General features: G+C 71.0%; 18 protein-coding genes and 10 pseudogenes. 6 read left to right on the top strand and 22 right to left on the bottom strand.

Annotated elements, in window-relative coordinates; all coding sequences use genetic code 11:
• Nucleotides 1–8 precede the first annotated feature (8 nt).
• The 11 genes and pseudogenes from L2X98_RS16945 to infC all read right to left on the bottom strand — a co-directional run bounded on the left by L2X98_RS16945 (nucleotide 9) and on the right by infC (nucleotide 9213).
• Nucleotides 9–1835, bottom strand: a pseudogene (locus L2X98_RS16945) (phenylalanine--tRNA ligase subunit beta).
• Between the two features lie 377 nt (nucleotides 1836–2212).
• Nucleotides 2213–2581 (bottom strand): hypothetical protein, encoded by a 369-nt coding sequence (locus L2X98_RS16940; protein WP_259611664.1) that lies wholly within the window; start codon nucleotides 2579–2581, stop codon nucleotides 2213–2215.
• Nucleotides 2581–3588: a phenylalanine--tRNA ligase subunit alpha gene (gene pheS / locus L2X98_RS16935; protein ID WP_259611663.1), complete on the bottom strand. Its 1008-nt coding sequence runs from the start codon at nucleotides 3586–3588 to the stop codon at nucleotides 2581–2583. The genes L2X98_RS16940 and pheS overlap by 1 nt, the downstream gene beginning before the upstream one ends.
• A 15-nt stretch (nucleotides 3589–3603) precedes the next feature.
• Nucleotides 3604–4509 carry an amino acid ABC transporter permease gene (locus L2X98_RS16930; RefSeq protein WP_259611662.1) on the bottom strand — a complete coding sequence of 302 codons (906 nt, stop codon included), beginning with the start codon at nucleotides 4507–4509 and terminating at the stop codon, nucleotides 3604–3606.
• Nucleotides 4506–5189 (bottom strand): amino acid ABC transporter permease, encoded by a 684-nt coding sequence (locus L2X98_RS16925; RefSeq protein WP_259611661.1) that lies wholly within the window; start codon nucleotides 5187–5189, stop codon nucleotides 4506–4508. The genes L2X98_RS16930 and L2X98_RS16925 overlap by 4 nt, the downstream gene beginning before the upstream one ends.
• Before the next feature lie 78 nt (nucleotides 5190–5267).
• Nucleotides 5268–6170 carry a glutamate ABC transporter substrate-binding protein gene (locus L2X98_RS16920; RefSeq protein ID WP_259611660.1) on the bottom strand — a complete coding sequence of 301 codons (903 nt, stop codon included), beginning with the start codon at nucleotides 6168–6170 and terminating at the stop codon, nucleotides 5268–5270.
• A gap of 30 nt (nucleotides 6171–6200) precedes the next feature.
• Nucleotides 6201–6989 (bottom strand): amino acid ABC transporter ATP-binding protein, encoded by a 789-nt coding sequence (locus tag L2X98_RS16915; protein WP_435526220.1) that lies wholly within the window; start codon nucleotides 6987–6989, stop codon nucleotides 6201–6203.
• 51 nt (nucleotides 6990–7040) lie between these two features.
• On the bottom strand, nucleotides 7041–7856 hold the full coding sequence (locus L2X98_RS16910; protein WP_259611659.1) for a TrmH family RNA methyltransferase: 816 nt from the start codon (nucleotides 7854–7856) through the stop codon (nucleotides 7041–7043).
• A 9-nt stretch (nucleotides 7857–7865) separates the two neighbouring features.
• A complete protein-coding gene (gene rplT, locus L2X98_RS16905) occupies nucleotides 7866–8321 on the bottom strand; it encodes a 50S ribosomal protein L20 (RefSeq protein ID WP_259611658.1) in 456 nt (151 codons plus the stop codon).
• Nucleotides 8322–8353: 32 nt separating this feature from the next.
• Entirely contained in the window at nucleotides 8354–8548 is a 195-nt protein-coding gene (gene rpmI / locus L2X98_RS16900; RefSeq protein ID WP_259611657.1) for a 50S ribosomal protein L35, read from the bottom strand.
• 68 nt (nucleotides 8549–8616) lie between these two features.
• On the bottom strand, nucleotides 8617–9213 hold the full coding sequence (gene infC, locus L2X98_RS16895) for a translation initiation factor IF-3 (protein WP_259613371.1): 597 nt from the start codon (nucleotides 9211–9213) through the stop codon (nucleotides 8617–8619).
• Between infC and L2X98_RS16890 the strand changes: the two genes are divergently transcribed.
• Nucleotides 9139–9297, top strand: a complete 159-nt coding sequence (locus tag L2X98_RS16890; protein ID WP_259611656.1) for a hypothetical protein — start codon at nucleotides 9139–9141, stop codon at nucleotides 9295–9297. The genes infC and L2X98_RS16890 overlap by 75 nt on opposite strands.
• A gap of 182 nt (nucleotides 9298–9479) precedes the next feature.
• Nucleotides 9480–9876, top strand: a pseudogene (locus tag L2X98_RS16885) (DUF1844 domain-containing protein).
• A gap of 9 nt (nucleotides 9877–9885) precedes the next feature.
• Here the strand turns inward: L2X98_RS16885 and L2X98_RS16880 are convergent.
• The 6 genes and pseudogenes from L2X98_RS16880 to L2X98_RS16855 form a co-directional block, all read right to left on the bottom strand.
• Nucleotides 9886–10656 (bottom strand): annotated as a pseudogene (locus L2X98_RS16880) (SseB family protein).
• A pseudogene (gene priA / locus L2X98_RS16875) lies at nucleotides 10653–11371 on the bottom strand (bifunctional 1-(5-phosphoribosyl)-5-((5-phosphoribosylamino)methylideneamino)imidazole-4-carboxamide isomerase/phosphoribosylanthranilate isomerase PriA). The pseudogenes L2X98_RS16880 and priA overlap by 4 nt, the downstream one beginning before the upstream one ends.
• A gap of 33 nt (nucleotides 11372–11404) precedes the next feature.
• Nucleotides 11405–12058, bottom strand: a complete 654-nt coding sequence (gene hisH, locus L2X98_RS16870; RefSeq protein ID WP_259611655.1) for an imidazole glycerol phosphate synthase subunit HisH — start codon at nucleotides 12056–12058, stop codon at nucleotides 11405–11407.
• Nucleotides 12055–12666, bottom strand: a complete 612-nt coding sequence (hisB, locus tag L2X98_RS16865) for an imidazoleglycerol-phosphate dehydratase HisB (RefSeq protein WP_259611654.1) — start codon at nucleotides 12664–12666, stop codon at nucleotides 12055–12057. Before hisB ends, hisH begins: the two co-directional genes overlap by 4 nt.
• A pseudogene (locus L2X98_RS16860) lies at nucleotides 12663–13759 on the bottom strand (histidinol-phosphate transaminase). The gene hisB and the pseudogene L2X98_RS16860 overlap by 4 nt, the downstream one beginning before the upstream one ends.
• A 31-nt stretch (nucleotides 13760–13790) precedes the next feature.
• Nucleotides 13791–14174 (bottom strand): LysM peptidoglycan-binding domain-containing protein, encoded by a 384-nt coding sequence (locus tag L2X98_RS16855; protein ID WP_259611653.1) that lies wholly within the window; start codon nucleotides 14172–14174, stop codon nucleotides 13791–13793.
• 255 nt (nucleotides 14175–14429) lie between these two features.
• Here L2X98_RS16855 and lexA point away from each other — a divergent pair.
• Nucleotides 14430–15121: pseudogene (lexA, locus tag L2X98_RS16850) on the top strand (transcriptional repressor LexA).
• 62 nt (nucleotides 15122–15183) lie between these two features.
• Here lexA and metE read toward each other — a convergent pair.
• The 4 genes and pseudogenes from metE to L2X98_RS16830 form a co-directional block, all read right to left on the bottom strand.
• Nucleotides 15184–17515, bottom strand: a pseudogene (gene metE / locus L2X98_RS16845) (5-methyltetrahydropteroyltriglutamate--homocysteine S-methyltransferase).
• Nucleotides 17512–18126, bottom strand: coding sequence for a methylenetetrahydrofolate reductase (locus L2X98_RS16840; protein WP_259611652.1), 615 nt, complete (start codon nucleotides 18124–18126; stop codon nucleotides 17512–17514). Before L2X98_RS16840 ends, metE begins: the two are co-directional and overlap by 4 nt.
• Before the next feature lie 13 nt (nucleotides 18127–18139).
• A pseudogene (locus tag L2X98_RS16835) lies at nucleotides 18140–18949 on the bottom strand (methylenetetrahydrofolate reductase); the annotation flags it as partial.
• A 188-nt stretch (nucleotides 18950–19137) separates the two neighbouring features.
• On the bottom strand, nucleotides 19138–19365 hold the full coding sequence (locus L2X98_RS16830) for a hypothetical protein (RefSeq protein WP_259611651.1): 228 nt from the start codon (nucleotides 19363–19365) through the stop codon (nucleotides 19138–19140).
• Nucleotides 19366–19391: 26 nt separating this feature from the next.
• Between L2X98_RS16830 and L2X98_RS16825 the strand changes: the two are divergent.
• A pseudogene (locus L2X98_RS16825) lies at nucleotides 19392–20402 on the top strand (prolyl oligopeptidase family serine peptidase); the annotation flags it as partial.
• An 86-nt stretch (nucleotides 20403–20488) separates the two neighbouring features.
• On the top strand, nucleotides 20489–20695 hold the full coding sequence (locus L2X98_RS16820) for a S9 family peptidase (RefSeq protein WP_259611650.1): 207 nt from the start codon (nucleotides 20489–20491) through the stop codon (nucleotides 20693–20695).
• Nucleotides 20696–20712: 17 nt separating this feature from the next.
• On the opposite strand, the pseudogene hflX reads toward L2X98_RS16820, so the two are convergent.
• Nucleotides 20713–22232, bottom strand: a pseudogene (gene hflX / locus L2X98_RS16815) (GTPase HflX).
• A 29-nt stretch (nucleotides 22233–22261) separates the two neighbouring features.
• Between hflX and L2X98_RS16810 the strand changes: the two are divergent.
• Nucleotides 22262–22903: a class I SAM-dependent methyltransferase gene (locus L2X98_RS16810; RefSeq protein ID WP_259611649.1), complete on the top strand. Its 642-nt coding sequence runs from the start codon at nucleotides 22262–22264 to the stop codon at nucleotides 22901–22903.
• Nucleotides 22904–22926 lie beyond the last annotated feature (23 nt).

Here is a 22926-nt window from a genome sequence, read left to right as displayed (position 1 = left end):
CTGAGAGCCTATCGGGGCGACGGCATCCCGCTGGCGCGGATGCCGCGGAACAGTTCGCGCCGTCGCAGCGTCAGTCGCGCAGCTTGGCGCCGAAGCGCTCGGCGGCCAGCTCGACCCCCTGCAGCTTGGCCTCGGTGGCCTCCGCGGCGGCCAGCGTGCGGTCGGCGGCGCGGAACAGCAGCGCGAACGTCAGGCTCTTCGTGCCGTCGTCGAGCCCCGGGCCTCGGTAGTCGTCGACCAGACGCAAGCGATTCGAGCAGGCTGCCGCATCCGTCCTTCAGCGTCCGCCGCACCTCGGCGGCCGGCACCTCCACGGGGACCACGAGCGACACGTCCTGGGTCGCGGGCGTCTGAGTCGACAGGGATGCCGCAACCACACGGGCCCCGGCGGCCGCCAGCAGCGCATCCAGGTCGAGCTCGGCGACGTACACCCGGCCGTGCAGGTCGGCGTCCTCGGCGACCGCGGGCAGCAGCTCGCCGACATAGCCCACCTCGGCGCCGGCCGCGGTCAGCGTCCCGGTTCGGCCGGGGTGCAAGCGCGGCACGCTCGCCCTGCGCCACGTCGATCGTCGCGCCGGCGGCGACGGCGATCACGCGGACGGCATCCAGGGCGTCCGACAGCGAGACCGCGACGGCCGGCTGCCGGGCTGCTTGGCTGTGGCATTGCCGGCCAGCAGCACCGCCACATGCCGAGGCTGGGGCGGCAGGGAGGCGTCGAGCGCGGCGAGGGTCGCCTCATCCGGACGCTGGGCCAGGGGCGGCACGGTCGTGGTGCCGTATTCGGTGCCCGGCTCGGGAAGGAACACGGCCCCGGTCTCGAACAGCGCCAGGTCGGTGAAGCCGCGCGACAGGTTGCGGTGCGCGACCTGCAGCAGGCCGGGGATGAGCGACCGGCGCAGGTCCGGCGCCTGGCCGTCGAGCGGATTGGCCAGGCGGATGCCGGGCAGGTGCGCGCCGGAGGCGGAGCCGTGGCGGTCGTTCTGCGCGGCCGTGGTGAACGGGAACGACGGCGTCTCGACGAACCCGGCCGCCGCCAGCGCATTCGCGATGCGCCGACGTGCCTGCTGGGACGCGGTCCAGCCGCTGCCGGACGGCGGGGTCGGCAGCACCGACGGCACCCGGTCGAGGCCCTCGATGCGGGCGACCTCTTCGGCCAGCGTCCACTTGTCGGTCAGGTCCGGCCGCCACGACGGCGGCGTGACCAGCCAGTGGTCGCCGTTGTCGTACACGTCGCAGCCGATGGTCTGAAGGGCGCCGGAGACCTCGGTCGCCGCGTAGTCCACGCCGATGAGGGCGGACGCGAACGGCTTGGGCAGGGCGATGGCCTCGCGCTCATAGACCGCGAACAGGGCCCCGCCGATCTCGGTGTCCAGCGTCCCCCCGCCGAGCTCGACCATCAGGTCGGCCACCCGGCGGGCGGCCACGAACGGGATCAGCGGGTCGACGCCCCGCTCGAACCGCCGGGACGCCTCGGAGGGCAGCTTGTGCCGGCGCGCGGTGCGCGCGATCGTGACCGGCTCGAAGGTCGCCGCCTCGATGAGCACGTTCTTCGTGTCGCGGCTCATCTCGGTGGTGGCGCCGCCCATCACGCCGGCCAGCCCGATGGGGCCGGATTCGTCGGTGATGAGCAGGTCTTCCGGGTGCAGTTCGCGCACCTGGTCGTCGAGCGTGGTCAGCGTCTCGCCCGGACGCGCGCGGCGCACCGTGATGCCGCCGGTCAGCTTGTCCAGGTCGTACCCGTGCACGGGGTTGCCGAGTTCGAGCATGACGTAGTTCGTGATGTCCACGAGCAGCGAGATCGACCGGATGCCGGCCAGCACGAGGCGGGCGATCATCCACGGCGGCGTGGGGCGGGTGGCATCCACGCCGCGCACGATGCGCGCGACGAACTCGGCGGCGCCGGCGTTGCCGCGGATCGGCGCCGCGTCGTCGACGACCACGGCGAACCCGCCTTCGGGCTGCTCCAGGTCGCCCCACTGCCGGTCACCCGGGTCGCGGAAGGCGCCGCCGGTCGCGTGCGCGTATTCGCGGGCCACTCCCCGCAGACTCAGCGCGTAGCCGCGATCGGGGGTCACGTTGATCTCCACCGCGACGTCGTCCAGGCCCAGCAGCGCGATCGCGTCGGTGCCGACGGGGGCGTCCAGGCCCAGGTCGGCCAGCCGCAGGATGCCGTCGTGCTCGTCGCCCAGCCCCAGCTCGCGGGCCGAGGCGATCATGCCGTCCGAGACATGCCCGTACGTCTTGCGCGCGGCGATCGGGAACGGACCGGGCAGCACCGCCCCGGAAGGGTGACGACGACCTTGTCGCCGGCGACGAAGTTGTGCGCACCGCAGACGATGCCGCGGATGCCGCCGTTCGCCTCGCCGACGTCGACCTGGCACCAGTTGATGGTCTTGCCGTTGGTCTGCGGCTCGGGCTCGAGCGAGAGCACCTGGCCGACGACGACCGGGCCGGACACCTCGAAGCGGTGCACGTCCTCCTCTTCGAACCCGACGCGCACCAGCGCCGCCAGCACGTCCTCGGGCGTGGCATCCGGTGCCACCTCGACGTATTCACGCAGCCACGACAGCGGGACGCGCATCACACCACCATCCCGAACTGCTCGCTGAAGCGGACATCGCCCTCGGCCATGTCGCGCATGTCCTGCACATCGCTGCGGAACATCAGCGCCCGCTCGACGCCGATGCCGAACGCGAAGCCCGAGTACACCTCGGGGTCGATCCCGGCCGCACGGAGCACATTCGGGTTGACCATGCCGCACCCGCCCCACTCGATCCAGCGGGCTCCGCCCTTGAAGGTGGGATGCCACAGGTCGAACTCGGCGGACGGCTCGGTGAACGGGAAGTAGTTGGTGCGCAACCGGGTCTTCGCCTCGGCGCCGAACAGCTGCCGGGCGAGGTGGTCGAGCGTGCCCTTCAGGTGCGCCATCGTGATTCCCCGGTCGACGACCAGTCCCTCGACCTGGGTGAACACCGGCAGGTGGGTGGCGTCGTACTCGTCGGTGCGGAAGACGCGGCCGGGCGAGATGATGTAGATCGGCAGCTCGCGGGTGAGCATCGAGCGCATCTGCACCGGGCTGGTCTGCGTGCGCATCACCAGATGACGTGCGGTCGGATCGACGTAGAACGTGTCCTGCATCTGCCGCGCCGGGTGGTCCTCGTCCAGGTTCAGCGCGTCGAAGTTGTACCACTCGTGCTCGAGCTCGGGGCCTTCGGCGACCTCCCAGCCCATGCCGATGAAGATGTCGCCGATCTGCTCCTGCAGCACCGTGAGCGGATGCCGCGCCCCGACCTTCGCGCGCGCGGCGACCGCGGTGATGTCCACCCGCTCGACCTCGAGCCGCGCGGCGGTCTCGGCGGCGTCGAGCTCGGCCTCGCGCGCGGCGAGCGCCTGGGCGACCCGGCCGCGGCCCTGCCCGATGAGCTTGCCGAACTCGGCCTTGTGCTCGGGCGCGACCTCGCGCATGCGTGCGTTGAGCTTCGCCAGGGGCGAGCCCTCCGCCGCGTGCGCGGCGCGTGCGGCCTTCAGCGCGGCCGTATCGGATGCGCTCGCGATGGCCGCCAGCGCGGCGGTGACGGCGGCATCCACCGCCTCGGGGAAATCTCAGAAACGTCGTCGGACACGAGAACCGAGTCTACCGGCGCGTGGCGATCGCCTCTGTCTCGGTCGTCGGGCCGCCGTCGCGCAGCGCCCCTTCGGCACCTTCGGCGAGCGGCGCGTGCTCTTCTCCACGCGGTACGCCACGTAGGACAGGATGAGGCACAGCACGATGTAGATGGTGCCGCCGACGATCGCGGTCGGCACGAGTGGCGAGCCGAACTCGATCTGGTTGCCCAGCAGCTTGATGACATACAGCAGCTCGGGGTAGGTGATGATGAACCCGAGTGCGGTGTCCTTCAGGGCGACCACCAGCTGCGAGATGATGACCGGCATCATGGCGCGCACGGCCTGCGGCAGCGGCACGAGTCGCATCACGGCGTTCTTGCGGAGGCCGATCGCGTACCCGGCCTCCTTCTGGCCGCGCGGCAGCGATTCCACACCTGCGCGGATTGCTTCGGCCAGCACCGAGCCGTTGTAGGCGATGAGTGCGATCACGACCGCGTAGTAGGGGTCGACCCGGATGCCGATCACGGGCAGCCCGTAGAACATCAGCATCATGAAGATCAGGACCGGGATCGCCCGGAGCACCTCGACGATCCATCCCACCGGGATGCGCACCCAGGCATGATCGGACAAGCGCCCCACTGCGAGGATGAAGCCGAGGATGAGCGCGCCGATCCCGGCGACGACGAACGCTCCCAGGGTGTGTCCGAGTCCTTCCAGAATCAGCAGCCAAGGACGGCTGTAGGTGAAGATCGACCACTTCTGCGCGGTGAACTGTCCAGTCGCGGCCAGTCGCCACACCACCAGCCCGAGCAGCACCAGGACGACCACCACCGTGATGGCGCCGAGGATGCGGTTGCGCAGCACCGCGCGGGGGCCGGGGACGTCATACAGGACGGAGCTCATCGCTCGACCCTCCACTTCTTCTCGAGCACGCGTTGCAGCCACGCCAACAGCAGCACCAGCACGACGAAGATCGCGGCGATGAGCAGGAGCGTGAGCAGCTGGTTCTCACCGGTGACCATCTCGAGGAAGATGTTCCCGCTCCCGCCGGCTTCACGGTGCTCGCTGAGGTTCGCGGTGACCGACCCCAGATTCAGCACCGAGAAGCCGGCCGCCACGGTGGTGTTCTTCAGCAGCGCGATCAGCACGCTCATCATCGGTGGGACCACCGAGCGGAAGGCCTGCGGGAAGATGACCAGGCTCATCACCTGGCCGAAGTTCAGGCCGATCGCGCGGGCGGCCTCGGCCTGGCCGACCGGGACGGTGTTCACGCCGGAGCGGATCGTCTCGGCCACGTAGGTGGCCGTGTAGACGCCGAGTGCGACCGTGGCCAGCGTTATCGCGCTGATGCGCTGACCGAGCAGGATCGGGATGCAGAAGGCGAAGAAGAACATCACCAGGGTCAGGGGGGTGTTGCGGATCCAGTTCACGTACACCGTGCCCACCGCCCGTGCCACCGGCACCGGCGAGACCCGCATGGCACCGACGATCACGCCCAGGACCAGGGCGAGGATCCCGCCGACGAAGAACAGCACCAGCGTGCCCTCGATGGCCTGCACCCATAGCGTGGCGACGTCGCTCATGCGCTCTCCTTCTGCCCTTCTGCGTCGATCCGGATGATCGGTCGGGCGACGCGTGCGCGCCGCCCGACCGAGACCGGATCAGCCGACGGCGTCGACCTCGGGCTGGGTGGACTTGACGCCGGAGGCGCCGAGGTTGCTGTCGAAGATCTTCTGCCACACGTCGTGACCGTCGGTGAGCACATTGTTGAAGAACGCCTGCAGCGCGGCATCGTTCTTGGCCAGGCCGATGCCGTAGCGCTCTTCGCTGAAGACGTCGCCGACGGTCTTCAGGTGGTCGGGGTCCTGGGCGGCGTAGCCGAGGAGGATCGCCTCATCGGTGGTCACGGCATCCACCTGTCCCTGCAGCAGATCCTGCACGCAGGTCGAGTAGGTGTCGTACTCCTTGGTCTTGGCCGGGGTCTCGTCCTTGATCCGCTGGATCGAGGTCGACCCGGTGGCCGAGCAGACGACGTCATCGGCGGTGAGCGAGTCCTTGCCGGTGATCTTGTCGTTGTCCTTGGCGACCAGAAGGCCCTGACCGGTGATGAAGTACGGGCCGGCGAACGAGATCTGCTCCTTGCGCTTGTCCGTGATCGAGTAGGTGCCCACGTAGAAGTCGATGTCGCCGTTCACGATGGACTGCTCGCGGTTGGCCGAGGCGATCGGCTTGAAGTCGATCTTGTCCTCGCCGTAGCCGAGGGATGCCGCCATCCAGCGCGCGATGTCGATGTCGAATCCGCTGCGCTTGCCGGTGGTGGTGTCCAGGTAGCCCAGCCCCGGCTGGTCTTCCTTCACGCCGATCGTGACCTTGTCCGCCTTCTGGATGCGCTCGAACGTCGGGCTGTCGGGCACCGAGACATCGGTCGCGACCGTCCACGGAGTCTCCGCAGCCGCCCCTCCGTCGCTGCCGGTGTCGCTCGGCGTGCCGCTGTTGCACGCCGTCAGGGCAAGGGCGGCCACGGCTGCCAGGCTCAGGCTCGCGATGATGCGTGATTTTCGCATGTGTGATTCTCCTTTGTGCGGGGACTGCCGTCAGTGGGTGAGGAGCTTCGAGAGGAAGTCCTTGGCCCGGTCCGACTGCGGGTTGGTGAAGAAGTCCTCGGGTGTGGCCTCTTCGACGATCTGGCCGTCGGCCATGAACACGACGCGGTCCGCGGCCTTGCGGGCGAACCCCATCTCATGGGTGACCACGATCATGGTCATCCCGTCCTGCGCGAGTCCGACCATGACGTCGAGCACCTCGTTGATCATCTCCGGGTCCAGCGCGCTGGTCGGCTCGTCGAAGAGCATCACCTTGGGGTTCATCGCCAGGGCGCGCGCGATCGCGACGCGCTTGCTGGCCGCCGGAGAGCTGCCGGGGAGCTTGTCGGCCTGCTGACCGACCCCGACCCGATCGAGCAGGGTGCGGGCCTCGGCCACGGCATCCGACTTCTTCATCTTGCGGACCTTGATCGGACCGAGAGTCACGTTGTCCAGGATCGTGAGGTGGGAGAAGAGGTTGAACGACTGGAACACCATGCCCACGTCGCTGCGCAGCGCGGCCAGTCCCTTGCCCTCCTTGGGCAGCTCGGCGCCGTCGATGGTGATGGTGCCGCTGGTGATCGTCTCCAGGCGGTTGATCGTGCGGCACAGCGTCGACTTGCCCGACCCGGACGGGCCGATGACGACGACCACCTCGCCCCGGTGGACGGTCAGATCGATGTCCTTGAGGGCCTGGAAGTCGCCGTAGTGCTTCTGCACATCCGTGATCACGACCAGCGGGTCACCGCGCCGGACCGAGATGTTCGACGTCGGGGGTGCCGGGTCATCGGGGATCGTCATGGGTACACCCTATGAGTGCGATGGGAGTTGCGCGAGGGGCACGCGTGACGTTTACCGATCCGTGACCGATGCACGCAGCGCGAATGCCGACTCGTACAGGCAGACGCTGGCGGCGGTCGCCAGGTTCAGCGATTCGGCGCGTCCGTAGATCGGCAGACGCAGCGCCTCGTCGGCCAGTGCGAGCGCGTCGTCGTCCAGCCCGCGCGCCTCGTTGCCGAACAGCCAGGCCGTCGGACGGGCCAGCGCCCCCGACTCGCGGGCGGCCAGCAGGTCGTCGCCCTTCACATCGGCGGCGATGACCCGCAGGCCCGCCGCGCGCGCCGCGGACGCCACCTCGGCGAGGTCCCCGCCGAACGCGATCGGCACGTGGAACAGCGAACCCGTGGTCGAGCGGACCACCTTGGGGTTGTACGGGTCGACCGTCCGACCGGTCAGGATCACGGCATCCGCCCCCGCCGCGTCCGCGGCTCGGATGATGGTGCCGAGGTTGCCGGGATCGCGCACCTGCTCGCAGATGGCGATCAGACGAGGGGATGCCGCGAGCACGTCCCGCACCCGGGTCGGGAACTGCCTCGCCACCGCGAGCACCCCCTGCGGCGTGACGGTGTCGGCCATCGCCTCGAGCACCTGCTCGCTGGTGTAGACCAGCTCGATCCCGGCCGCATCCGCGGCGCGGCGCAGGTCGGCGTGCTTCTCGGCGGCGGTGGGCGTCGCGAAGAGCTCGACGATCCCGTCGGGCCGGAAGGCGAGCGCCTCGCGGACGGCCTGCGGCCCCTCCAGCAGGAAGAGACCGGACTCGTCGCGCACGCGGCGCTTGGACAGCTTGGCGACGGCGCGGGCACGGGCGGATCGCGGGTTCTCCAGCACGGGTTCAGTCTAGGGTGGCCCGCCGAAACCACAGAGGCGAACGGGCGCCCCTCCGAGGAGGGACGCCCGTTCGAGGAGGGTCAGCTCACGCCTGGGGGCGTTCACGTTCTCCGGCAGCGCCTTCTTCGCGGTCTCGACCAGCGAGGCGAACGCGGTGGGCTCGTTCACGGCGAGCTCGGCCAGCATGCGGCGGTCGACCTGGACATCGGCCAGACGCAGACCCTGCATCAGGCGGTTGTAGGTCAGGCCGTTCTGACGGCTCGCGGCGTTGATCCGCTGGATCCACAGGCGACGGAACTCGCCCTTGCGCTTGCGGCGGTCCCGGTACGCGTAGACCAGCGAGTGGGTGACCTGCTCCTTCGCCTTGCGGTACAGGCGCGAACGCTGACCCCGGTAACCCGAGGCGCGCTCCAGGATGACGCGACGCTTCTTGTGGGCGTTGACAGCCCGCTTGACTCTAGCCATTTCGTTTCGTTCCTATCGTGCGTCGGCGCGCGTCAGCGCCCGAGAAGCTTCTTGATGTTCTTCGCGTTCGCGGGCGAGATGGCCTCGTCCTTGTTGAGCCGACGCGTGCGACGGCTGGACTTCACCTCGAGGTTGTGGCGCATGCCCGACTGCTGCTTCATGATCTTTCCGCTCCCGGTGACCTTGAAGCGCTTCTTGGCGCTCGAGTTCGTCTTCTGCTTCGGCATCTTCTCTTCCTTCGTGGTGCATCCCGCGATGCGGGAATGGTCATCCCGCGTCGCGGGAGCTTGGGGGCCTATTCGGCGTCTGCCGCGGGGGCTTCCGACGTGCCGGGCGTCCCGGCCTTGGCTTCGCGGGCGGCGGCCTTGTGGGCGGCGCGCTGCGCGTTCTGCTCGGTCTTGACCTCGGACTTGTTCTTGTGCGGAGCGATCACCATGACCATGTTCCGCCCGTCGATGCGCGGGGTCGACTCGACGGTGCCGAGCTCGGCGACGTCCTCGGCGAACCGACGGAGCAGGCGGACGCCGAGCTCCGGACGCGACTGCTCACGGCCGCGGAACAGGATCATCGCCTTGACCTTGTCGCCGGCCTCGAGGAACCCCTCGGCGCGCTTGAGCTTGGTGGTGTAATCGTGCGCCTCGATCTTCAGGCGGAACCGCACCTCTTTGAGGATGGTGTTGGCCTGATTGCGCCGGGCCTCCTTGGCCTTCTGCGCAGCCTCGTACTTGAACTTCCCGAAGTCCATGATCTTGACGACGGGAGGCTTCGAATTGGGCGCAACCTCGACCAGATCGAGGTCGGCCTCCTGTGCCAGTCGTTGCGCGACCTGGATGGCGACGACGCCGACCTGCTCACCGTTGGGTCCGACGAGACGGACCTCGGGGACGCGGATGCGCTCGTTGGTGCGGGGATCGCTGATGCGGAACTCCTCTTTCGTGCGGTGGAATGGCTTCGCAATGCTGATGCATCGCGGTGAAATCGGCCCACTCCACCCGCACGGCGCCTACGCACCGGCTCTCGCACCCGGACAACCGCCTCGCGGCGGCGGAGTGCTCTCGACCCGGTAGCCTGGAACGGCAAGCGCGGGTGGGATGTGATCCTCTTTCATTCCGGAGCAGAACACTCCGGAGCCCGCCCAAGTTTAGCAGAGAGTACGACGTGAACACGATTCCGGACGAGTTCGAGCGGGATGCCGCGCGCCAGGCCCAGTGGGAAGAGCAGGAGCAGCGCGCCTCAGCGGCGACCCGCGACATCGCCGACGTGCCGGCCGTGGAGATCATCACCACCGCGGCCGTGCACCTGATGAGCGCCGCCGCGGTCAAACTCGGCCTGGCCGACGACCCTGACGCCCAGCTCGATCTGGATGAGGCGCGCAAGCTCATCAACGCCCTGGCGGGGCTCATCACCGCCGGATCGCCCGAGATCAGCAGCGCCCACGCCGCTCCCCTGCGGGACGGCCTGCGTTCGCTGCAAGCTCGCGTTCCGCGAGGCCTCCACCGTGCCCGACCCGATCGGCCAGGGTCCGGGCGAGAAGTGGACCGGACCGGTCTCCTGATCCGCCCGCTCAGCGGGTGAGCTTGACGCTGAGCGAGTCCACCAGGGTGGCGATCCGGTCGTCGGCGGCCCAGCGCTGCGCGAGGCGGGCGAGCACGGCATCCAGCGCCTCGCGGTCGAGTCCGTCGATCAGCCGCAGCCGCACCACGAGCTCCGGGCCGCGCAGTCGGCCGTCCGGGTCGCCGGGGGCCACCTCGAGGTCGATGACGTTCAGCTCGCGGGCCACGCTGGCCTGCAGGGCCGTGAACACGTCGGGGCTGCGATAGCTGGGCTCCCACGGCTCGCTCGCGCGATGGCCCACACCGCGGGGCGCCGCAGCACGTGCTCGGTGTGCGAGCCGGGGTCGATCACGATCAGATCGGTGTCGTCGTCCACCGCCGCCAGAGCCGTGCGCACGCCCTCGGCCGGCACCGGCCGGGCCGCTGCATCCCACCGTCTGCATCGCCCCGACAGAGGAGAACACCGGCAGCACCCGGCGGCCGTCAGGGGCGGCCACGGTCACGATGGACAGCTCCTGCGTCTTGTCGACGGTCAGACCCGTCGGCCCGACCCCCTCGTCGCCCTTCTCGGCGACCAGCGGGATCAGCGACCGCGCGGTGCGGTAGGCCTCCACGACCGCGACCGGGTCGCCGGCGCCCTCCGCGCAGGCGGTGAGGGCTGCCAGCAGCGCCGGATCGGCCGAGCCGTCGTCGCCGGAGTGCGGATTGGCCTGGAAGCTGCGGCCGGCCCACGGCACGCCGGCCGAGTCGGTCGCGTGCGGGTCGTGGGCGCAAGCCGTCAGTCTCTGGCGACATCCAGCGCCTCGGCGAGGGTGAACGCCCCGGAGTACAGCGCCTTGCCGACGATGGCTCCTTCTATGCCCAGCGGAACGAGAGCGCGCAGCGCGATGATGTCGTCCAGGCTCGACACCCCGCCCGAGGCGACCACCGGCTTCGGCGTCCGTTCGGCGATCTGCCGCAGAGCTCGAGGTTCGGCCCGCGCAGGGTGCCGTCCTTGGTCACGTCGGTGACGACGTAGCGGCTGCATCCGGCGTCCTCGAGGCGGTCCAGGACGGTCCAGAGGTCGCCGCCCTCCCGGGTCCAGCCGCGTGCGGCCAGGGTCGTGCCGCGCACGTCCAGCCCGACCGCGATCGCATCGCCGTACCGGCCGATCACGTCGGCCGCCCACTCCGGGTTCTCCAGCGCGGCGGTGCCGAGGTTGATGCGGGTGGCACCGGATTCGAGCGCGGCGTGCAGCGACGCATCGTCGCGGATGCCGCCGGACAGCTCGACCTGCACGCCCCGGACCTGCTTGATCACCTTGCGCAGCACTCCGGCGTCGCTGCCGCGGCCGAATGCCGCGTCCAGGTCGACGAGATGGATCCAGTCGGCTCCCTGCCGGGCCCACTCCAGCGCGGCCTCGACCGGGTCGCCGTAGTCCGTCTCACTGCCCGCCTCTCCCTGGGTGAGGCGGACCGCCTTGCCGTCGGCCACGTCGACGGCAGGAAGGAGGGTCAGTTCGGGTGTGGCTCGAAATCACTGGGCACGAGGTCACACAGTAGCCCGGGGCAGGCCGTCGATCCAATTGGACAGCAGGCGGATGCCGGCGGCTCCGGATTTCTCCGGGTGGAACTGGGTGGCCGACAGCGGCCCGTTCTCGACCGCGGCCAGGAACCGGCCGCTGCCGTAGGTGCACCAGGTCAGGGCCGGGGCGGGGAACGGCGCCTGCGTCTGCAGCGACCATTGCGCGGCGGCGTAGGAGTGGACGAAATAGAAGCGCTCCCGCTCGATCCCCGCGAACAGGCGGCTGCCGGCATCCGGCGCGACGGTGTTCCACCCCATGTGCGGCAGGACCGGGGCATCCAGCTCAGTGACCGCGCCCGGCCACTCGCCCAGGCCCTCGGTGTCCACCCCGCGCTCGACGCCGAGCTCGAACAGCACCTGCATGCCGACGCAGATGCCCAGCACCGGCAGGCCCCCGGCCAGCCGGCGGTCGATCAGCTCGTCGCCGCGGATGGCGCGCAGCGCGGCCATCACCGCGGCGAATGCGCCGACGCCGGGGACGACCAGTCCGTCGGCGTCCCGCGCCAGACCGCGGTCGGCGGTCAGCCGCGCATCCGCGCCGGCGGCCTCGAGCGCCTTGACCGCGGAGTGGACGTTGCCCGAGCCGTAATCCAGGACCGCCACGAGAGGGCGAGCGGTCACAGCGCGCCCTTGGTGCTGGGGATGCCGTCCACCTGCGGGTCGAGCGCCTTGGCCTGGCGGAACGCGCGCGCGAAGGCCTTGAACTCGGCCTCGGCGATGTGGTGCGGATCGCGGCCGGCGAGCACGCGCACGTGCGTGGTCAATCCCGCGTGGAACGAGATCGCCTCGAATGCGTGGCGGACCAGCGAGCCGGTGAAGTGCCCGCCGATCAGGTGCAGCTCGAAGCCGGCCGGCTCGCCGTCGTGTACGAGGTACGGGCGCCCGCTGATGTCCACGACCGCCTGGGCGAGCGCCTCGTCGAGGGGCACGAGCGCATCGCCGTAGCGCGAGATGCCGCTCTTGTCGCCGAGCGCCTCGCGGATGGCCTGGCCGAGCACGATCGAGATATCTTCGACGGTGTGGTGCACGTCGATGTCGGTGTCGCCGGAGGCGCGCACGGTGAGGTCGGTCAGCGAGTGCTTCGCGAACGCCGTCAGCAGGTGGTCGAAGAACGGGACGCTGGTGTCGATGCGGGATGCGCCGGCGCCGTCCAGATCGAGCACGAGCTCGACCGTCGACTCGCTCGTGGTGCGGGTCCGCGAGGCGGTGCGGGAGGCGGCGCTGGTCATGACGCCGAGTCTACCGAGGCCAGCGCATCCAGGAACGCGCTGGTCTCGTCCTCGGTGCCGGCTGTGACGCGCAGGCAGTGCGGCAGCCCGATGTCGCGGATGAGCACGCCGCGCTCGTAGAGGGCCCGCCAGGTCGCACCCGGGTCCTCGACGCCGGAGAAGAGGACGAAATTCGTCCAGGACTCGTACGGGTCATAGCCGAGCGCCGGCAGAGTGGCCGAGATCCGATCGCGCTGGACGACGATGTCGTCGACCGTGGCCAGCATGGTCTCGGCGTGGCGCAGGGCGGCGGATGCTGCGGCCTGGGTGAGCGCGCTCAGGTGATACGGAAGCCGGACCAGACGCAGGGCGTCGATCACGGCGGCGTCGGCGGCGAGGTAGCCGACACGCGCACCCGCGAACGCGAACGCCTTGCTCATCGTGCGCGAGACCGCCATCCGCGGTCGATCGGCCAGCATCGTCAGCGCCGAGCGCTCCTCGCGCGGCGCGAACTCCCAATACGCCTCGTCGACGATCACCATGCCCGTGGTCGCCTCGTACACGGCTTCGATCACATCCAGCGGCAGCGGCGTGCCGGTCGGGTTGTTCGGTGCGCACAGCATCACCACGTCGGGCTGCGCCTGCGCCACCTGCGCCGCGGCCGATGCGGCGTCGATGGTGAAGTCGTGACCGCGCTCGCCCGCCACCCACTGCCCGCCGGTGGCACGGGTCAGCAGCGGGTACATCGAGTACGTCGGGGCGAACCCGAACACCGTCCGGCCCGGTCCGGCGAACGCCTGCAGGCAGGTGCCTGCAGGACCTCGTTCGACCCGTTGGCCGCCCAGATCTGATCCCGCGTCAGCCCGTGACCCAGGTACTCGGCGAACTGCTCGCGCAGCACCGTGAACTCGCGATCCGGGTACCGGTTGACGTCCCGCAGCGCGAGGGCGACGGCATCCAGGATGTCGTCGGACACCTCTTTCGGAACCGGATGCGTGTTCTCGTTGACGTTCAGGGCGACCGGCAGAGGCGCCTGCGGGGCGCCGTACGGTGTCAGTCCGCGCAGATCGTCGCGTATCGGCAGGTCTTCCAGACGGGGGCTCACGCGTCCCATCGTAGAGCGCGCGCCGCGGGCGCCCGGCGGGTCACTTCGCCGGCGCGTACTCGGTCGGGATCGACAGTCGATCGCCCGGCGCGACCGTGACGCCGTCCAGCGCGTTCAGGCGCACGATCCCGTCGACCACGTCCCGGGGGTCGGCCTGCGGCGCCACCGTCTGCGCGATCGACCACAGCGTGTCGCCGGCGCTGACGGTCACGATCGCGAACGACCCCGCCGCGGCCCCGGTGTCGCGCGAGGCGAGCGCCGATCCGCCGCTGAGCGCCGCCATGCCGATCGCCGCGGCGACCGGCAGCGCCACCAGGGCGGCCAGCACACGGCGACCGCGTGCGGTCAGTCGCAGGCGGGTGGCCGCGTGGGCCGTGCTGTGCGGCGTGATCCCTGCCGTGCTGGCGATGCCGATGGTGCTCATGCGTTCCTCCGAGTGATGGGGAGAGGTTCGGCGCCGACCCTCGGCCGGGAGGACCGGTGCCGAACTTCTCTTCCGAATCTAGTTTCGATGTTGTAAACTGTCAAGCGGGATCTTCCCCGAATCGACTCGAAGGGCGACACGCGACGGCGTTGCCCTCGATCCGGTTCGGGAACGGATACCGTTTCGATGAGGCCACCCCATCACCGACCTCCGACATTCGAAGACGCTGCCTCGGCGGCAAGAACGGGAGCTGACATGACCGATGCATCGCACGACGCGGGTCCCAAGCCGCGCCGACAGACGCGCCGACGCAAGAGCCTGAGCGAGAAGCAGATGGCGATCCTCGAGGTCATCCAGCGCTCGATCGCCCGCTACGGGTATCCGCCGAGCATGCGCGAGATCGGCGACGCGGTCGGCCTGAAGTCGCTGTCCAGCGTGACCCACCAGCTGAACCAGCTCGAGCTGAGCGGCTACCTGCGACGCGACGCCGGCAAGACGCGCGCCATGGAGGTGCTGATCGACCTGCCCGGTTCGGGCACCGAGAATCCCGCCGACACCACCCCGGCGGTCGGCGACGCCGCCCTCGTCCCGCTGGTCGGGCACATCGCGGCGGGGGTGCCGATCACCGCCGAGCAGCAGGTGGAGGAGATCTTCCCCCTCCCCCGCCAGCTCGTGGGCAAGGGCGACCTGTTCATGCTCAAGGTGCAGGGCGAGTCGATGATCGACGCCGCCATCTGCGATCGCGACTGGGTGGTCGTGCGGTCGCAGGCGACGGCCGAGAACGGCGACATCGTCGCGGCGATGCTGGACGGCGAGGCGACGGTGAAGACGTTCCGGCAGCGCGACGGTCACACCTGGCTGCTCCCCGCAACTCGGCGTTCGAGCCGATCCTGGGCGACGACGCCGTCGTGCTGGGCAAGGTCGTCGCCGTCCTGCGCGCGGTCTGATCCGCAGACGCGGTTCCGGGCCGGGCGCGATCGCCCCGACCCGGAACCGCGTCGTCACGGCATCAGGCCGGCACGCCGACCTCCAGCCCGAGGCGCACCCGTCGGGTGGCCTCGACCAGGTTGTGCAGCGATGCGACCGTCTCCGGGTAGGCACGCGTCTTCAGCCCGCAGTCCGGGTTCACCCAGATCTGCCGCAAGCCCGAGCTCGGCGGCGGCGCGCTCCAGCAGCCGGGTGATCTCGCTCACGCGGGGCACCCGCGGCGAGTGGATGTCGTACACACCGGGTCCCACGCCCCGCTCGAAGCCGGCGGCGGCGATGTCGCCGACGACCTCCCCACCGCTGCGGGCCGCCTCGATCGAGGTGACGTCGGCATCCAGCGCGGCGATCGCGTCGATCACCTCGGTGAACTCCGAATAGCACAGGTGAGTGTGCACCTGCGTGGCCGGGACGACGCCCGCGGTGGCCAGACGGAACGCGTTGACCGACCAGTCCAGGTCGGCCTGCTGGCCGACCCGCTTCAGCGGCAGCGGCTCGCGCAGCGCGGGCTCGTCGACCTGGACGATCCGCAGTCCCGCCGCCTCGAGCTCGGCGATCTCGTCCCGCAGCGCGAGCGCGACCTGGTTCGCGGTCTCGCCCAGCGGCTGGTCGTCGCGGACGAACGACCAGGCCAGGATCGTCACCGGGCCGGTGAGCATGCCCTTGACCGGCTTGTCCGTCAGCGCCTGCGCGAACGCCGACCACGGCACGGTGATGGGCGCCGGGCGGGACACGTCGCCCCAGAGGATCGAGGGTCGCGTGGCGCGCGTGCCGTAGGACTGCACCCATCCGTTGCGGGTCACGGCGAATCCGTCGAGGTTCTCGGCGAAGTACTGCACCATGTCGTTGCGCTCGGGTTCGCCGTGCACCAGCACGTCCAGCCCCAGCTCCTCCTGCAGCCCGATCACGGCGGTGATCTCCAGCCGCAGCGCTGCCTCGTACTCGGCGGTGGAGATCTCCCCCTTCGCATGCGCGGCGCGCGTGCGGCGCAGCTCGTCGGTCTGCGGGAACGAGCCGATCGTCGTGGTCGGCAGCGGCGGCAGGTCCAGTGCGGCATCCTGCGCCGCCTCGCGGGCCCCATGATCGCCGCGGACGAAGGCGTCGGCGCTCAGCGCAGCCGCGCGCACCCGCACCGCCCCGTCGCGGACCCCGGGTGCGCTGCGCCGGTCGGCGAGGGCGGCGGATGCGGCATCCAGCGCCTCGTCGATGGCCGCGCGTCCGCGCTCCAGTCCGGTCGCCAGCGTGGCGACCTGCCGCACCTTCTGGTCGGCGAACGCGAGCCAGGACGCGAGCCGCGGGGCGAGATCGGCCTCGTCCGCGACGTCGTGCGGCACGTGCTGAAGCGAGGTGGATGTCCCGGCCGTGACGTGTCCGGCGCCGAGGCGCCGCAACCGCTCCAGCGTGTCCCATGCGGCGGCCAGATCGCCGCGCCAGACGTTGCGACCGTCGATCACCCCGCCCACGAGGGTCTTCTCGCCCAGGCCGACCGCCGGCTCCGGCACGTCACCGCGCACCAGGTCGAGCGCGATGGCCTCGATCGGCGCGGCGGCCAGCGCGCGCCATGCCTCGGCGCTCGGCTGCGCATAGCCGGCGGCCACCAGCAGCGACGGTCGATCGCCGCCGCCGCCCAGCACGTCGTAGGCGCGCCGGGCAGCCGCCGCCAGGCGCGACGCGTCCACCGGGAGGCTCTCGCTGACCAGTGCCGGCTCGTCCAGCTGCACCCATTCGGCACCCGCGGCCCTCAGTGCGGCGAGCAGGTCGACGTACACCGGGAGCAGGTCTTCGAGCCGGTCCAGCGGGGTGAAGCCGGCGGGCGTAGGGGCCGCCGGCTTCGACAGGGCCAGCAGGGTGACCGGGCCGACGATGACCGGACGGACCGTGATGCCGTCCGCACGCGCCTCGGCGATCTGCCGCACCAGCCGGTCGTCGTCCAGCACGAAGGCGGTATCGGGTCCGATCTCGGGCACCAGATAGTGGTAGTTCGTGTCGAACCACTTGGTCATCTCCAGCGGCGCGCGCTCCCGGTCGCCGCGGGCCGCGGCGAAGTACGCGCCGAGTCCGATGGTGCCGTCCGGCTCGCGCAGCGCGGCGAAGCGCTCCGGGAGCGCCCCGACGGTCACCGCCGCATCGAGCACCTGGTCGTAGAACGAGAACGACTCGGGGATGGACGAGTCGTCGGCGCCGAGCCCGAGGTCGACCAGACGTCGACGCGTGCCGCGGCGCAGCGCGGCGGCGATCCGCTCGAGCTCGGCCTCGTCGATCCGCCCGGCCCAGTGCGCCTCCACGGCGTGCTTGAGCTCACGGCGGCGGCCGATGCGGGGGTAGCCCAGGATGGTTCCCTGCGGGAAAGCGGTCATCGTACGGTCTCCTTGTCGGTGGTGGTGAGGATGCCGGCCTCGCGGAGGACCGCGAGGACCGTGTCATGGCTGTTGAAGGCGTACAGGTGCACGCCGGGGGCGCCGCCGGCGACGACCTCGGCGGCCAGCCGCGCGGCGTAGCCGATCCCGAACGCCCGCCGGGCCGCGGCATCCGGTTCGATCTGCAGTCCGATGGACAGCTCGGCGGGGACGTCCTGGCCGGTCAGCTCGAGCACCCGGTGCAGGCGGGACGGCGCGGTGATCGGCATGATGCCGGGCAGGATCGGCAGGGTCACGCCCGCGCTCCGGCACCGGTCGACGAAGCCGAGGTAGTCGTCGGCGTGGAAGAAGAGCTGGGTGATCGCGAACGTCGCCCCGGCGGCCTGCTTGGCCAGCAGCGCGTCGATGTGCTCGCGCGGGTGCCGCGAGCGCGGGTGCCCGTGCGGGAACGCGGCCACCGCGGTCTGGACCGGCTCCGGGCGATCGAGCCGGGCCGCGCCGGGCAGCCCCGCCAGCGGCGTCTCGGCGTACGGTGCGCGCTCGGCCTGCACCCGGTCGATCAGCTTGCACGAGCTGTGCCGCGCTGTCCAGATCGCCGAGGAAGCGGTCACCCTCGGTCGCGCCGTCCGGCGGGTCGCCGCGCAGGGCGAGGAAGCTGCGGATGCCGGCGTCCAGGAACTCGCGGATGAGCCGGGCCGCACCCGCATACGTGTTGCCGACGCAGGTCAGGTGCGCCAGCGGCTCGACCGCGGTGTGCGCACGCAGATGCCGGAGCAGGGCGAGCGAGCGGCCACCGTGCGACCCTCCGGCGCCGTAGGTGACGGAGATGAAGCGCGGCCCGGCTTGCGGCGAGGTGCCGGATGGTCTCGTGCAGCGCGGGCGTGGCCTCCGGCATCCGCGGCGGGTACAGCTCGAACGAGAACGGGAGCGTGCCGCGTTCGCGGAAAGCGCCGCTCCCCTCGGGAAGGTCGGCGCCGCGCGGGAGGTCGTCGGCGAGGGACATGACGGGGTCCTGTTCGGTGGCAAGGGCGGTGGCCGGGCGGCCGCGGTCCAGCGCGGGAGTGCGCTGTGTGTTCGCGGGCGGGTGCCGGGCTCGGCTGTCGCTCCTGCCCGGGAGGACCGGGCGTCGATGCGACCACGGTAGGGCCATCCGGCAGCGTCGACACCGGATGTGACGCACTGTTTCGAGGTCCATATCGACGAAGGGATACGACCGTAGGCAGGCCCGCGGGCGCCGTTCGGCGGGCCGGCACCAGCCCCGCAGACTAGCGTGGAAGGATGCCCTCCACGCTCCCCTACGGCACCTGGCCCTCCCCGATCACGGCCGAGCTGGCGGCATCCTCCGCCCCGCGGATCGACGGCGCGCAGTTCGTCGGCGACGACATCTGGTGGGGCGCGTCCGTCCCCGCCGAGGGTGGGCGGATGACCGTGCACTCACGTCGCTCCGGCGTGCCGCTGCCCGCGCCGTGGAACGTGGGATCCCGCGTGCACGAGTACGGCGGCGGGGCGTGGGCCGCGACCGCGGACGGACGCCTCTTCTTCGTGGAGAAGAGCGATCAGGCCGTGTGGGAGCTGGCCGGCGGCCAGTCCCGGCGCCTCACTCCGGACGGTCGCGGCGAGCGCTACGGCGGACTGACCGTGCAGCACGACCGGCTGCTGGCGATCCGCGAGACCCATGCCGGAGCGGGCGTCCCGGTGCGCGACATCGTCGAGATCACGACCGGCGAGACGCCCATCATCGGCTCGCTGGCCTCGGGCAGCGACTTCGTCGCCCACCCGGCGCTGTCACCGGACGGCAGCCGTCTCGCCTGGATCGCGTGGGACCACCCCGACATGCCGTGGGACCGCACCCGGCTGCAGGTGCGGCGGCTGTCGGATGGCGACTCCCCGTCCGGTGCGACGGTGGCCGCCGGCGCGTCGGCGGTGCTCCGAGCCGGAGTGGCTGGGCGCGGACGAGCTGCTGTACGCCGACGATGTCACCGGCCGCTGGAATCTCTGGCGGATCCGGGTCTCGGGCGGTGCCGAGCCCCGGCCGGTCGCACCCGCCGACGCCGACACCGGCGGGCCGCTGTGGGTGCTGGGCACGCGCTGGTTCCGCCCGCTGGCGGACGGACGCGTGGTCGCGATCCGCACGAACGGCGGCGACGAGGTCGTGATCCTCGATCCGGGCTCCGGGAGCGCCGAACGGGTGGGGGTGGACGCCACCGCGAACGCCTCGATCGAGGATGCGCACGGGTCCCGCGTGCTCCTCACCGCGGCCGGGCTGACCGGCCCGCCAGCGGTCTGGCTCGTGGATGTCGAGGATCCGGCTGGCGCCGAGCGGATCAGCGGCGGCGCCTCATCCTGGGATGCCGAGTGGAACCCGGTGCCCCGGGCGGCGACGTTCGACGGCCCGCACGGACCGGTGCACGCCTTCGATTACCCGCCGACCCACCCCGACGTCACGGCGCCGACCGGAGAGCGGCCGCCGTACGTCGTGTTCGTGCACGGCGGGCCGACCGCGCACACGGCGGCCGCGGCATCCGCGCGCATCGCGTTCTACACCAGCCGCGGCATCGGCGTGCTGGACGTGAACTATGGCGGCTCCACCGGATACGGCCGGGCATACCGGGAGCGGCTGCGCGGGCAGTGGGGCGTGGTCGACGTGGACGACGTGGCCGCGGCGGCCGCGGGCCTGGCCGCGGCGGGACGGGCGGATGCCGCGCGCCTGGCGATCGAGGGCGGTTCCGCCGGCGGATGGACGGTGCTGGCGGCACTGACGAACACGGACGTGTTCGCCGCGGGGATCTCTCGCTACGGCGTGGGCGACGCCCGGACGCTGGCCACCGACACGCACGACTTCGAGTCCCGCTACCTGGACGGTCTGATCGGGCCGCTTCCGGCCGCCGAGGGGCTGTACCTGGAGCGGTCGCCGCTGTCGCACCCGGAGCGTTTCCGGGTGCCGGTGCTGCGCTGCAGGGCGCCGACGACCCGGTGGTCCCGCCGGCCCAGTCTGAGGCGATCCGCGACGCGCTGGCGGCCCGCGGCATCCCGCATGCCTACGTCGTCTACCCCGGCGAGGGGCACGGGTTCCGCCGCTCCGAGACCGTGGTGGACGCCATGAAGACGTCACTGGCCTTCTTGGGGGCCGTCTTCGGCTTCACCCCGGCCGACGGGGAGCCGCTGACGCTCAGCCGGTGACGCTCCTTCGGTGACGCTCAGTCGGTGACGGCGTACGCGGCGAGCTGTGCCGCCAGCTGCGCGCCCACCCGGGCGTGCACGAGCGTGCCGGCGGCCTCGTGCCGCTGCTCGAGGATGATCCCCGACTCGTGCACCGCCGAGATGAGGTCGCCGCGGTCATAGGGCACGAGTGCCGTGATCTCCTCCGCCGGCAGCGGCAGGGCGTCCTCGATCGTCTGGCGCAGCTGCGCGATCCCCTCGCCGGTCCGGCTGGAGACGAACAGCGCCGTCGGCTCGAGTCCGCGCAGCACCAGGCGGGTGTCGTCGCCGACCAGATCCGCCTTGTTGAAGACGACGATCTCGCGGATGTCGCGGCCCCCGACATCCCCGATCACATCGCGCACCGTCGCCAGCTGCGCGGCGGGGTCGGGGTGGGCGGCATCGACCACGTGGACGATGACGTCCGAGTCGGCCACCTCTTCGAGGGTGGAGCGGAAGGCCTCGACCAGCTGATGCGGCAGGTTGCGCACGAACCCGACGGTATCGGTGAGCGTGTACACCCGGCCGTCGGCGGCCTGAGCGCGGCGGACGGTCGCATCCAGCGTGGCGAACAGCGCGTTCTCGACGAGCACGCCGGCGCTGGTCAGGCGATTCAGCAGGCTCGACTTGCCGGCGTTCGTGTACCCGGCGATCGCCACCGAGGGCACGGTGTGCCGCTTGCGCTCGGCCCGCTTGGCCGCGCGTGCCGGACCGAAGTCCTTGATCTGACGGCGCAGCTGCGCCATCCGGGTGCGGATGCGACGCCGATCCAGTTCGATCTTCGTCTCACCGGGCCCGCGGGACCCCATCCCGGCGCCGCCGGCGCCGACCTGTCCGCCGGCCTGGCGGCTCATCGAGTCGCCCCAGCCGCGCAGGCGCGGCAGCAGGTACTCGAGCTGGGCCAGTTCGACCTGCGCCTTGCCCTCACGGCTCTTCGCGTGCTGGCTGAAGATGTCCAGGATGACGGTCGTGCGGTCGATGACCTTGACCTTCACGACATCCTCGAGCGCGCGCCGCTGGCTCGGCGCGAGTTCGGTGTCGGCGATCACGGTGTCGGCACCGAGGGCGAGGACCATGCCCGCAGCTCTTCGGCCTTCCCCCGCCCGACGTACGTCGCCGGGTCGGGATGCGGGCGTCGCTGCATCACGCCGTCGAGGACGATGGCCCCCGCCGTCTCGGCGAGCGCCGCGAGCTCGCGCAGCGAGTTCTCGGCATCCTCCTGGGCACCCTGGGGGTGCACTCCGACGAGCACGACGTTCTCCAGTCGCAGCTGCCGGTACTCGACCTCGGTGACGTCCTCGAGCTCGGTGGAGAGGCCCGGCACGCGTCGCAGAGCGGCGCGCTCCTCGCGGTCCCACTGCTCCCCGTCGACGCCGGTCCCGGACGCGGTCTCGTCGCTCTGCAGCGCCTGGGCACTGCCGAAAACGCGCACGCCGGAGTGAGTGTCCGCGCGCGCCAGCACGCGATCCACGGGGTCGGTCGGGCTCTCATCCATTCGCAACACTCTAGTCTCCGGCATCGTTCTTCCTTCCGCTACGCTGAAGCCTCATGGGCAGCGAGCACTACTTCAGCGCGACCCCTGCCAGTGCCGAGAACCTCCGTACGATCCAGGTGCGCCTGGCCGGTCGTGACGTCGAGGTCACCACCGCCGGTGGCGTCTTCAGTCCGGACCGGGTGGATTCGGGCACGCAGGTCCTTCTGTCGAACACGCCGCCTCCGCCGCCGGGCGGCGACATCCTCGATCTCGGCTGCGGGTGGGGGCCCATCGCCCTCAGCATCGCCTTGGACTCCCCGCACGCACGCGTGTGGGCGGTGGACGTCAATCAGCGGGCCCTCGATCTGGTCCGCCGCAACGCCGACGCCCTCGGTCTGGACAACATCAACGCGGTGACCCCCGATGATGTTCCCGACGACGTCGTGTTCCGCGGCATCCGGTCGAATCCGCCGATCCGGGTCGGCAAGAACGAGCTCGCGACGACATGCTGCCGGTGGATTCCCCGGCTGGACGAGCGCAGCGACGGGTGGTTCGTGGTGCAGCGGAACCTCGGTTCGGATTCGCTCCAGCGCTGGCTGGCCGCGACCCTGCACGATTCGTTCAGCGTGCATCGGGCGGCGACCGGCCGCGGCTATCGCGTGCTGAAGGTGCGTCATCACGGGACGCCGATGACCGACACGATCCCGCTGCCGTAACGGCACGACGACAGCGAGGCGAA

The organism is Microbacterium elymi, assembly GCF_021582895.2.
Lineage (GTDB): Bacteria > Actinomycetota > Actinomycetes > Actinomycetales > Microbacteriaceae > Microbacterium > Microbacterium humicola.
This window is presented reverse-complemented; position numbering and strand designations above follow the sequence as displayed.

Excerpts from the sequence above, each read along its gene's own strand:
- L2X98_RS16940 (WP_259611664.1), bottom strand. The coding sequence starts at position 2,581 with ATGCGCGTCCCGCTGTCGTGGCTGCGTGAATACGTCGAGGTGGCACCG.
- L2X98_RS16810 (WP_259611649.1), top strand. The coding sequence starts at position 22,262 with ATGGGCAGCGAGCACTACTTCAGCGCGACCCCTGCCAGTGCCGAGAAC.
- L2X98_RS16915 (WP_435526220.1), bottom strand. The coding sequence starts at position 6,989 with ATGACGATCCCCGATGACCCGGCACCCCCGACGTCGAACATCTCGGTC.
- L2X98_RS16925 (WP_259611661.1), bottom strand. The coding sequence starts at position 5,189 with ATGAGCGACGTCGCCACGCTATGGGTGCAGGCCATCGAGGGCACGCTG.
- L2X98_RS16920 (WP_259611660.1), bottom strand. The coding sequence starts at position 6,170 with ATGCGAAAATCACGCATCATCGCGAGCCTGAGCCTGGCAGCCGTGGCC.
- L2X98_RS16855 (WP_259611653.1), bottom strand. The coding sequence starts at position 14,174 with ATGAGCACCATCGGCATCGCCAGCACGGCAGGGATCACGCCGCACAGC.
- rplT (WP_259611658.1), bottom strand. The coding sequence starts at position 8,321 with ATGGCTAGAGTCAAGCGGGCTGTCAACGCCCACAAGAAGCGTCGCGTC.
- L2X98_RS16930 (WP_259611662.1), bottom strand. The coding sequence starts at position 4,509 with ATGAGCTCCGTCCTGTATGACGTCCCCGGCCCCCGCGCGGTGCTGCGC.
- rpmI (WP_259611657.1), bottom strand. The coding sequence starts at position 8,548 with ATGCCGAAGCAGAAGACGAACTCGAGCGCCAAGAAGCGCTTCAAGGTC.
- hisB (WP_259611654.1), bottom strand. The coding sequence starts at position 12,666 with ATGACCAGCGCCGCCTCCCGCACCGCCTCGCGGACCCGCACCACGAGC.